General features: G+C 49.4%; 9 protein-coding genes. 4 read left to right on the top strand and 5 right to left on the bottom strand.

Annotated features, from left to right (window positions below):
* Position 1: 1 nt before the first annotated feature.
* Positions 2-1,435: a tRNA (N6-isopentenyl adenosine(37)-C2)-methylthiotransferase MiaB gene (miaB, locus tag H6570_11900; GenBank protein ID MCB9319981.1), complete on the bottom strand. Its 1,434-nt coding sequence runs from the start codon at positions 1,433-1,435 to the stop codon at positions 2-4.
* A gap of 95 nt (positions 1,436-1,530) precedes the next feature.
* Between miaB and H6570_11895 the strand changes: the two genes are divergently transcribed.
* From H6570_11895 to H6570_11880, 4 genes are all read left to right on the top strand, one after another.
* The gene (locus H6570_11895; protein ID MCB9319980.1) at positions 1,531-2,289 is read left to right on the top strand and encodes a shikimate dehydrogenase; all 759 of its coding nucleotides are present in this window, start codon (positions 1,531-1,533) and stop codon (positions 2,287-2,289) included.
* An 18-nt stretch (positions 2,290-2,307) separates the two neighbouring features.
* On the top strand, positions 2,308-3,492 hold the full coding sequence (locus H6570_11890) for a proline dehydrogenase family protein (GenBank protein ID MCB9319979.1): 1,185 nt from the start codon (positions 2,308-2,310) through the stop codon (positions 3,490-3,492).
* A 105-nt stretch (positions 3,493-3,597) separates the two neighbouring features.
* Positions 3,598-4,905: a serine hydrolase gene (locus H6570_11885; protein ID MCB9319978.1), complete on the top strand. Its 1,308-nt coding sequence runs from the start codon at positions 3,598-3,600 to the stop codon at positions 4,903-4,905.
* 122 nt (positions 4,906-5,027) lie between these two features.
* A complete protein-coding gene (locus H6570_11880) occupies positions 5,028-6,143 on the top strand; it encodes a DNA alkylation repair protein (protein MCB9319977.1) in 1,116 nt (371 codons plus the stop codon).
* Positions 6,144-6,177: 34 nt separating this feature from the next.
* Here H6570_11880 and H6570_11875 read toward each other — a convergent pair whose 3' ends face one another.
* The 4 genes from H6570_11875 to H6570_11860 form a co-directional block, all read right to left on the bottom strand.
* Positions 6,178-6,654, bottom strand: coding sequence for a CBS domain-containing protein (locus tag H6570_11875; protein ID MCB9319976.1), 477 nt, complete (start codon positions 6,652-6,654; stop codon positions 6,178-6,180).
* A 369-nt stretch (positions 6,655-7,023) separates the two neighbouring features.
* Entirely contained in the window at positions 7,024-8,283 is a 1,260-nt protein-coding gene (locus H6570_11870) for an aminotransferase class V-fold PLP-dependent enzyme (protein MCB9319975.1), read from the bottom strand.
* Between the two features lie 92 nt (positions 8,284-8,375).
* Entirely contained in the window at positions 8,376-10,643 is a 2,268-nt protein-coding gene (locus H6570_11865) for a TonB-dependent receptor (protein ID MCB9319974.1), read from the bottom strand.
* Positions 10,644-10,716: 73 nt separating this feature from the next.
* Positions 10,717-10,932 carry a hypothetical protein gene (locus H6570_11860; GenBank protein MCB9319973.1) on the bottom strand — a complete coding sequence of 72 codons (216 nt, stop codon included), beginning with the start codon at positions 10,930-10,932 and terminating at the stop codon, positions 10,717-10,719.
* Between the last annotated feature and the right edge of the window lie 221 nt (positions 10,933-11,153).

Here is an 11,153-nt window from a genome sequence, read left to right as displayed (position 1 = left end):
ATTATGGATTTACGATTTCACCCCGCAGGGTTGCACTGGTCGCTTCCGAGATGCGTACTTCCACATAATCTCCGGGATTTAGTCCGGGAGCCTTGGGAAATACGATCATTTTATTCTGGGAGTTCCTCCCTTTGAATTCTTCTGTGGATCGTCTGGAGTCTCCTTCGATCAGTACTTCAAACGTACTTCCGATGTCGCGCAGATTATTAGCCAGGGAGATGCGGGTCTGTAATTGGATGATCTCTTCCAGCCTTTTCTTTTTGGTTTCTTCAGGTACATCATCCGTCAGTTTGCGTGCTGCCGGAGTGCCGGGACGTTCGGAGTAACAAAACATATAGGACATGCTGTAGCCAGCCCACTCCATCATGGAAAGGGTATCCTGATGTTCCTCGTCGGTCTCGCTGCAGAACCCTGCAATGATGTCAGAAGATATGGCACAGTAGGGGATGATCCTGCGAATGGCCCGGATGCGATCCATGTACCACTCCCGGTCATAGGTGCGGTTCATCAAATCGAGGATGCGGCTGTTGCCAGATTGTACCGGTAGATGGATGTAGTTGCAAATGTTGTGGTATTGTGCCATGGCGTGCAACACTTCATCGGTCATATCCTTGGGATGAGATGTTGAAAACCGTACCCGGAGTTTAGGGTGAACGTCTGCAACCATCGTCAGAAGGCGGGCAAAACGGACCATTTCTCCGGTTTCCGGATGTTCCCATTTATAGGAATCGACATTTTGCCCCAGCAGGGTGACTTCGCGGTACCCCTGTTCAAACAATGCTACGGCTTCAGCTACAATGGAAAATGCATCACGGCTCCTTTCCCGTCCGCGTGTGTACGGTACGACACAAAAAGAACACATGTTGTCACATCCCCGCATGATAGAGATAAAGGCGGAGACGCCATTGGAATCCAGACGGACGGGGCTGATATCGGCATAGGTTTCTTCGCGGCTTAAAAACACGTTTACCCCGCGGGTCCCTTCTTCTGCCCCGGCAACCAGGCCAGGAAGATCACGATAGGCATCCGGCCCGACGACCAGATCGACCAGTTTTTCCTCATCCAGCAATTTGGTCTTGAGACGTTCAGCCATACAGCCCAGCACACCTACCATCGTGCCAGGTCGCTGCGTTTTCATTTTATCAAACACCCGCAGACGTTTGCGCACGGTTTCTTCGGCCTTTTCCCGGATGCTGCAGGTATTGATCAGGATCAGATCAGCCGACTCGACATCCCGCGTGGAATGAAACCCTGCTTCTCCCAGGATCGAAGCAACGATCTCACTATCGTTGAAATTCATCTGGCAGCCGTAGCTTTCGATGTAAAAGAGACGGGCACCTTCAGGCTTTACCGGGAGGGCATCACCAGAGGCAAATACTTCGCCTTGTTTGTCTTCTTCCAGTGGAACCCTGGTTGTCGAAATGGTCGTTTGCATCGAATGCGATCTGAATTTTAAAGGACGACAAAGATAAGCATAAAAACAGAAGTGTGCCATTTTGACAGTATATTCACGGCCAAAATCAAGATTTCATGACCGGACGCCTGTTTGGATTGATTGGCTATCCGCTTTCACACTCATTTTCCAGGAAATACTTCACGGCTAAGTTTGAGCGGGAAGGTTTAACAGGTTGCCGTTATGAACTGTTCCCAATCGAGGATATTGGTCAATTTCCGGAATTGCTGACTCAATATCCGGAGCTCGAAGGCATCAATGTTACCATTCCTTATAAACAACAGGTTATCCGCTATCTTGACATGCTTTCCCCGGAGGCGGCGGCTGTAGGTGCGGTCAATGTAATCCGTAGGACAGAAGGCCAGTTGGTTGGATACAATTCCGATGTTTATGGCTTCCGGGAATCACTGCTGGCTCACCTTAGACCATCACATCGGCAGGCACTCGTACTCGGCACGGGCGGAGCCTCCAGAGCGGTGACCTATGTGTTACGGCAGTTGAATATCGGCTATCAGCTGGTATCACGAAAGCGCAGGGCGGACGCATTGGCTTATGCGGACGTCAATGTCGAGTTAATGCAACAGGCTACCCTGCTCATTAACACCACTCCAGTGGGTATGACGCCGCATACCGACGCCTGTCCCCCGATTCCCTACGATGCGCTCGGCAGAGGACATTTGCTGGTTGATTTGATTTACAATCCTGAAAAAACGCTATTTTTGCAGCTTGGAGAAGCTCAGGGAGCAGTAGGGGTGAATGGCCTGGAAATGCTGCATCTGCAAGCAGAAAAGGCCTGGGAAATCTGGAATGAAGAAAGGTTCAGCGCCCTGAGATAGTATGTGTTTAAAACCAATATGGAAACAGCCGACTTAAATTTGGATTTTAATAATACCCAGATCGCATTTGCCCACAAACCGGATGGCGAACTCAAAGCGACCACGTTACTGTTCAAATTGATGAACCAGCCCAGGCTGGTGGAGTGGGGTTCAACAGCCAGCCTACTGGCCCTCAGGATCCATTTTCCATTTACAAAATGGGTGATCAAGAAGACGATCTTCAGGCAATTTTGCGGGGGCACTAATTTACGTGAAACACAGTCGACGGTGGATGACCTCCAGCGTCACCGCGTACTGACCGTACTGGATTATGGTGCAGAAGGTCAATCCGACGAGCCGGATCTGGATAAAGCATGTGCCGAGTTTCTGCGCGCCATTGAATTTGCAGGTTCCAACAGCAGCATTCCGGTGGTGAGCACCAAAGTCACTGCGCTGGCAAATGACCGCACGCTTGAGTTGGTTGGTCGGCGTACCGATCTTTCCTCTGCGGAACAGGCTGCTTATAACCGGGTATACGACCGGTTGGACCAGATGTCCCGGAAAGCGGCCGAACTGGATGTGAAGATCTTTGTGGATGCCGAGGAAAGCTGGATGCAGGAAACCATCGATCGCCTGGTCGAGGAAATGATGGAGAAATACAATCGCGAGAAAGTAGTCGTGTACAACACTTTTCAGATGTACCGTACCGACCGGCTGGCTTACCTGAAAAAGTCCTATACCGACGCCCAGGACAAGGGCTACCTGCTGGGAGCAAAGTTGGTGCGTGGCGCTTATATGGATAAAGAGCGTGAGAGGGCTGCTGAAAAAGGATATCCATCACCCATTCACCCGGACAAAAAAGCTACCGATGAAGCATACGATGACGCCGTACGGTTTTGTGTAGACCATTACGATACGATGGCCTCCTGCAATGCATCCCACAATGCGGCCAGCAACATGCTGCAGGCACAATTGATCGTAGAGCGAGGTATTCACCGCAATCACCCCAATCTCAACTTTTGCCAGCTTCAGGGGATGAGTGATAACATCACCTTTAACCTGGCGGATGCCGGATTTAATGTAGCTAAATATGTGGTTTATGGTCCGGTACAGAAAGTGATCCATTACCTTATTCGCCGGGCGGAAGAGAATACTTCGGTTACGGGTGACCTTGGCAGGGAACTCACCCTGCTGGAAAAAGAAAAAGCCCGGCGCGGGATTTGAAACCAGCCTCTTATTCCGGTAATATCATAGTCTCCGGTAACGAATAGGTTTGAGTGGGATTAAACCTTACCTGGATACTCCAGTCTAAAAGAAAATCTGCTTGGCATGTTCCGTTCAATATGGCTGTGGTTATTACTGTTATCCGGAAGTTCCTTTGCGCAAAATTATTATTATCCGCCCACTACCGGAGATGATTGGGAAACGATGGACGGTGCTTCATTAGGCTGGAACACGGCGCTCTATGACAGCCTGTTCCAATTTTTAGATGAGCACAACAGCAAATCCTTTATGGTGCTCTACCAGGGACGTATCGTGATCGAGTGGTATGCTGATGATTTTGGCCCTGAAAAATGGTGGTACTGGGCTTCGGCAGGGAAAAGTCTTACGGCCAGCCTAATAGGAATAGCCCAGCAAAAGAAGTGGTTAGACATCCACCAAAAAACCTCCGACATCCTGGGTAAAGGATGGACCAGTACACCTCCGGATAAAGAAGACTTGATCACCATCCGTCATCAACTGACTATGACTACCGGCCTGGATGACCTGGTCGATGACCAGAACTGCCTGGACCCCGAATGTCTGGACTACCGTGCAGATGCCGGAACACGCTGGTTCTACTACAATGCGCCCTATCGGTTGTTGGAAGACGTCCTGGCAAAATCCAGTAAGATGAATATTAACCAGGTGACGAATACCCTTTTGGGGAACCAGATTGGTATGGGAGGTTTGTGGGTGGATTACGTACGTTGGGGTACGGCCAGGGATATGGCGCGGTTTGGGTTGTTTGCCCTGAGCGATGGGCGATGGGCAGGAAAAACCATCCTGGATGATCCGGAATACTTCCATGATATGACGCATTCTTCCCAATCACTCAATCCTTCCTACGGTTATTTGTGGTGGCTCAATGGTTACGATTCGTATATATTGCCCGGATTTGGTTTTTCCTGGCCGGGGTCTATCATTCCCGACGCTCCGTCTGACCTTTACGCCGCTTTAGGTAAGGATGATCAGAAGATCTATGTCGTGCCCAGTGAAGATCTGGTGGTGGTAAGGCAGGGAAATAAAGCGGTGCCGGAAGCATTGCTGGCATTGTCACCTTTTGACAATGAATTATGGCAACTGTTACAGGCAATTACCGTTGGTAGCACCTCGTCACGCAAAGGAGATTTTATTCCAGGCAACATCAGGGTTTATCCGAATCCTGCCCGGCTGGGACAGCAGGTTAGTATCAACAATCCAGGTCCGGTGTTGCAGGGGAATCTGACCGACCTGTCCGGTAAAATAATCTGGACCGGAGATGTGTCTGCCGGGCAAAACCAATATCATTTCCGGATACAACATCCGGGGGTCTATTTCTTATGCATACGTGACGGTGGAATAACCAGGCTTACCAATAGGTTGATCTTTTATTAGTCGTTATTCCTCCTGGATTTAACCAGCCGGGAACCTGATGGGTTACGCACTATTTCAAGCATTTTCTACCTTGCACCGAACTTGATTTTCAAAATACCGGACAGGAATCCGCTGGACTGATTATGGCAGAAAATTACAAGCTGAAAGATTTCTTTGATATCCCACTGGTACAGCGAATAGCTCACGACGTTCAGAAGGTCTGGAAGCCATTTCCAGTAAAGGATTTTGTAGATCAGATTGCCAAAACACTGCCGGATCTGGAGCTTAAAGAGCGGGCGGGATTGATTGCAAGCCATTTATACCAGTGTCTGCCACCGGCCTATCCGAAGGCACTGGATATACTGGTTCGTTCCCTGCAGCAGGCAGATATGGAAGGATCTAAATCCGGGATGAGTGGATTTTATTTTATGCCCCACAGTCTTTATGTAGCCGGATATGGGATGGATCATTTTGACCTGTCCATGCAGGCATTGTACGAAATCACCCAGCGCTTTACGTCCGAGTTTGCCATCCGGCCCTTTATACTCAGCTATCCGGAGCGGACCCTTCAGCTATTGGCTCAGTGGGCCAGTGATCCAAACGAACATGTCCGCAGGTTGGTTTCGGAAGGAACACGTCCCAGACTGCCGTGGGCTATGCGCCTGCCGGAATTTCAGAAGAACCCTGAACCCGTACTCGAGTTATTGGAAATGCTGCGAGCGGATCCTTCTGAATATGTACGCCGGTCGGTAGCCAATAATTTGAACGACATCGCAAAGGATCATCCCCAGCGGGTTATAGAGGTCTGCAATCGCTGGATGTATGAAATAGGTGAGACGGCCCGGGCTCTCTGCTCGCACGCCTTGCGGGGCCTGATCAAAGCGGGCAACCCGGCTGCCCTGGCAGCACTTGGGGTTGACCATGATGTTTCCGCCGGTGCAGGAATTCTTACCTGTAAAACAGAAGTGCGGAAGGGAGACTATCTTGTATTTGAGGTGGAAGTCTTTTCCCGGGAAAAAGAACCGGCTTCCCTGGTTATCGAATATGTGATCCATTACCTGAAAGCCAATGCAAAACACAGTACCAAGGTTTTCCGGCTGGCTAAGGAAGAATTTGGACCGCTTGAAACAAAAAGATACACCCGGCGGAAGCAATTTGTCGATTTCACCACCAGGACTCATTATCCCGGCACCCACTTTCTCGAAATTCAGGTCAATGGAAAGCGGTACGGCAAACAGGCCTTTGAAGTCGTGGCCTGAATCCAATCAGACATCGATAGTACGTGAGTTTTGATTACCTCGTTTTGTCAAACCAGGTGGATCCGTCCAGATCCTTGATGGCACGGAGGATATCGCGGCGACTGATCTGTCCTTTCAGCCTTCCAGCCTTGTCGGTAACGATGAGTCGTTTGAATTTTGTGCTCAGAAAGATATTGGCGGCATCGACTATGTCCGCATCGTCGGTTATTTTCCGCATCACATCGGTCATATAGTCGCCAACGGTATGTTTGTGTACGGGCTGATTGTGGTATACGCTATCCACAAGGATGTGCAGACAGTCTTTGTCATCGATCATTCCCACCACTTCATTCCGTTGATTAAGGACCGGCGCTCCGGTGATGCGTTTATCCAGTAAGGTATTGATGGCCTCCATGATATCGGTTTCCGGTTTAAAGGTGATCAGGTTGGTGGCCATGTATTTTGTCACGGAATCGGCCGGCAAACCGGTAATGGTTTCAACAGGCGCAGGTTTCGACAGAAAGTTTTTCATAGTCAACAGATTAGAGATTGGAACAATAAATAATTACGGGAAAATGAGCGTATGGGAAGATAGTTTAAATAATTGTGATAAACAATAGAAATTCCTTATAAAATCTTGAATGATCCTGATAAGTAAGAATAATATTTTATATCTATTGAATAACGGGCTGTTCTGATTGTTTATTGCTTTTTCTGTTTCCTTCTCCCCACCTCAATCCATGGCCGGGCTGGAGTCCAGATCTTTTTGCCTGGTCGTCTCCAGGCTAAAGCCGTGGGGTTTTGAGATGGGTTGTCGTCTTTTTACGCTACGCTTTCTACTCCATGCCCCAAACTCCATGCCCCATGCTCCATGCTGACCGACTTAAGAGTGTCCAAGACCCTACGCCATCTCCTTAATGGCCCTTACAAAGACATCCAGCTCATCTTTGGTGGTATAAACATTGGGACAAATGCGGCAGCCCTGTACACCTTGCCCATCGATGGCAACCGTCCAGATGCGATATTTTTTTAATAAGGTGTCGGCCATTTCATGAGGTGTCATGGTGGTCACGCCAACATTGGCTATACCGCATGACCGTGCCGGGTCCGCCGGGGTGTTCACCACAACATGGGGTAGATCCCTAACCTGTGAGGTCCAGTAATTTTGGAGGTATCGCATCCGGGCCTCTTTACGCTGGGGGCCGATCATCTCATAATAATCGATGGCGTCCTGGATCGCAAGATCGGAGTGACATGGATGGGTACCGGTATGATTCAACCGGGCAATGTTGTCCTTGTCCGGCCCGTAATCGCCATAGATAGGCCACAAGCCGGCTATCTTTTCTTTTTTTACGTACAACAACCCGGTGCCTAATGGACAGCTCAGCCATTTATGGAGACTACTCCCGTAATAATCACAATCGAGATCCTTGATATTGAATGGGAACTGACCTATCACATGTGCTCCGTCAACCATCACTTCAACACCTTTGCTGTGCGCCATATCGCAGATCTTCCGGATCGGAAGGATCTGTCCGGTGATATTGACCATATGGCAGACCATTAATAACTTAGTCCGGGGCGTGATCGCCGATGCATACAAATTGACGATTTCATCATCATCTTTTGGATGGTTGGGCACCGAGAGGATCTTATTGACGATGCCATAGCGATCGGCCATCAACCGGAACTGATTGACCATGGCGCCGTAGTCCTGCTCTGCCATAATGGCTTCATCACCCGCCTCCCAGTGTTTGCCGGCTATGACAGTGTCCAGGGACTCCGTCGTGTTCCTGGTCACAATGACTTCACCGTGGTCTGCACCGATCAAATCAGCCAGCCTATCGGCGACAGCTTTTTTATTGTCCCATTGGACAGTCCGCATGTAGTAGGAAGCCTGGTAGTTCATGGTGCGCAGGTGATCGATATAGCGGGTTTCGATGTCCTGGGGCATCAGGCAATAATACCCGTTTTCCAGGTTGATATAGTCCGGTTTAAGCCGGTAAGACCTGCGTATTGCCAGCCAGAAATCTTCCTGTTCCGCAACTTCAGCAGGAGACATTCCCTCCAGTCCGAGTAAATAAGGTTCGAGTGTCCGATAGAGTGAAGTGGAAAACAAGGTACTGCCGGCAAGGCTCTTCAGGAAGGTCCGCTTTTTCATGTATTTGTTGTTTGTACTGGATTAATATACGGACATTCCTCAAAAGACATCACCCGGTGATCATTTGGTTCACCGGGTGACGGATTTAATGGTTAAAACCGGTATTTCACAAAGGCTGTGACGTTTCTTCCCGGTTCATAAATGAAAATGCTCTCCGGAGCATTGCGGTACAACCGGTTCAGGTGTTCCCGGTATTGCATATTAAAAAGGTTCAGGATGCCGACCCCTATTGACAAGGAAGAAAAGGGTTTCCAACCGGCACGCAGATCCACAACCTGAAACCCGGGTGTAGCTGTTTCATCAAAATCTGTGGCAATACGATTCTGAACGGCAACCATCCGGATACTTCCTTCGGCCCACCAATCCGGAACCTCATAGCGGGCACCGATGGTCGACTCCAGAGGAGGGATCTCTGCTACAGGCACCTGCAGCTCCAGGTTTTCCGCCCGGGTATAGGAACCACTCCATATCAGAGACATCGTATGAGTAAGCGCCAGGGATGTTTGGAACTCAAACCCCGATTGAAGTACCTTTTTCAGATTGACGAACCGTCGTGAATAGGGCAACGATCCGGCAAACTTTCGGGGTAGGGAAGGATCAACGACGGCAGAGATGTAATTGGTGATCAGGGCGCCGAAGATATTTGCTTCGAACATCAAGCGGTTGGTTTGCCGCTTCAGGCCCAATTCGATCTGATGGTTTGCTTCCGGTTTAAGGTTGGGGTTGCCAACATATTCATAAGCATCCATACCGATCGTAAAATGGTCAATGTAACGTTCGATCAGATTGGCGGTACGTACGCCACGCCCTGCCGCCAGCTGGAATTGCCAACCTTCGGCTGGCTCGTATAGTGCGGACAAGGTACCGCTGATATTCAATTCATTGGATCTGGTACCATCACCGTACAGCTCCAGGATCTCCCTGGCAGGTTCGCGGGCAACCGAATGAACGGCATCCAGTCGTAGTCCTGCCGTCGCAGTCCATCGGGTATTAAGGTAATGCCGGCTTTCGGCGAAGATTCCATAATTATCGAGATAGCTATCTTGCCAGATTGCATCGGTGAAAGATACCGGGGTCGGCAGGAGTTCGCCGGTCATCATATTTCGCTTTACCAACCGGTTGCGGTCTCCATCACGGTGGAGTGCACGCCAGTCCAGGCCGGTATTGATCATAGTCTTTTTGCCCGGATTGATCGTAGCCTCGAGTCGCCCCCCGTAATTGGACGCCATTACTTCGGCGATGGCTTCCATCATCCTGAAGTTGGGCCGGCGGGTATTGGACATGACATGGTTTACCTGGCTGCCGAACACTTTGGCGGCAAGTGCGGTTACCCGCGGAGTTATGTTCTTCCACCGGTAGTCGAGACTCAGAATGTACGTATCATCCAAATCACTGTCCATAGAGAGGCCGGCATGCAGTATGTCGCGGGCCGCAGCTTGCCGCCAGTTAACCTGAATACGCTGATCGGGAGTGAGATCATATCCTAATTTGGCGCTGTAATCCAGTGCGTGAAAGGAGCTGGGTACCACTGTTCCGTCACCACTGTGATAATTGCCATAATCCTTCCAGCTGGCGCTGAGCAGCCAATCCAGGGTTTTGTTTTGCTGTAATTGAAACTGGGTGAACTTGCCCTGGCCATTGGTCTCATAACCACCTTCAACATAACCACCGATTCCGGTGTGACCGGATTCCCAGTTTTCAGTGACAATATTGATGGTCGCTCCGGTCGCTGCTCCGTAACGGACATTAAACGGACCTTTTAAAACCTCAATCTTGGATACCTCATTGGGACTTACATGCGTCGTAGCAGGATCCATACGTGCCGGACATGCATTTGTTGTTTGCAGGCCACCGTCGTAGATGATGTTGAGCTGTTCGTACTTAAACCCGCGAAAGACAGGATCCAGGGCATATCCACCACGCTTTACAACGCTAAATCCAGGGATACTTTTGAACAAGTCACCGAGGTCCCGCGGTTGGGTCGTCTGATGTCCCGGGTCAGAAATTACATCGGATTGGGGATGGCTGTATCGCGGAGTTCCGGCGACAATAATTTCCTCAATTTGCAGAGGTTTGGATTGTAAGGTAATCGCAATAGGTAATCCTCCTGGTGCGGCTTTAAACACAATAGTTTCATAGCCGAGCTGACTGATGATCAGATCGGTACTGTCTGGTGAAGATAGAGTGAGGCTGAATGTACCTTCTGTACCTGAGGTGGTTAGGGCGTCTGAGGCAACGATCAGCGCAAAAGGAATGCCGGTATGTGTTTCCCGGTCATAGATTGTGCCGGTAATTTGCCACTGAGCAGTCAGAACCCAGGGCATCAAAAAGCTCACGGCCAACATGAGATGTCGCTTCATTTCGATTCAAATTAAAGGTTGAAAATGTGTGAAAGTCCACGGGCAATGATCCCAGATCAGGATATCGCCCGAATCAGGCTACCTGACTTTCAGGAGGTCGGAAGACCAAGGCACTGTTCAGGTTTTCAACCAGTAGGGTAGGTCCGGTATACGGCTGGAAATTTTTATAGTTATGGTTGAAAGTTCTCCAGGGAGAACCATAAAAGAAGGCGTAAGGAAACTGTAAATCTTTTAATTCGGGAAATGCCGGCATGGGTGCAGGTGACGGATCCGTGTTCGGTTGCACCATTTTTTGCAGATGGCACTTACCGTGGCATTGCAGTTCCGGACGGTCTAAATTGGAGCAAAACAGCCGTTCAAAAGATGGATTGGCAAAGGAATACCAACTGTAAATCAGGGTTTCTTTCCCTGTGTGCAGGCAAATAACCAAAATCCACCCAATGACTATAATTTGTTTCAGCATGCAATAAAAAAAGATATTTATATCTTTTTTGTAAAAATTGCCAGATC

The sequence above is a fragment of the Lewinellaceae bacterium genome, assembly GCA_020636135.1.
Taxonomy (GTDB): domain Bacteria; phylum Bacteroidota; class Bacteroidia; order Chitinophagales; family Saprospiraceae; genus JAGQXC01.
The sequence above is the reverse complement of the archived record's forward strand: the minus strand, read 5'-3'. Positions and strand labels throughout refer to the sequence as shown.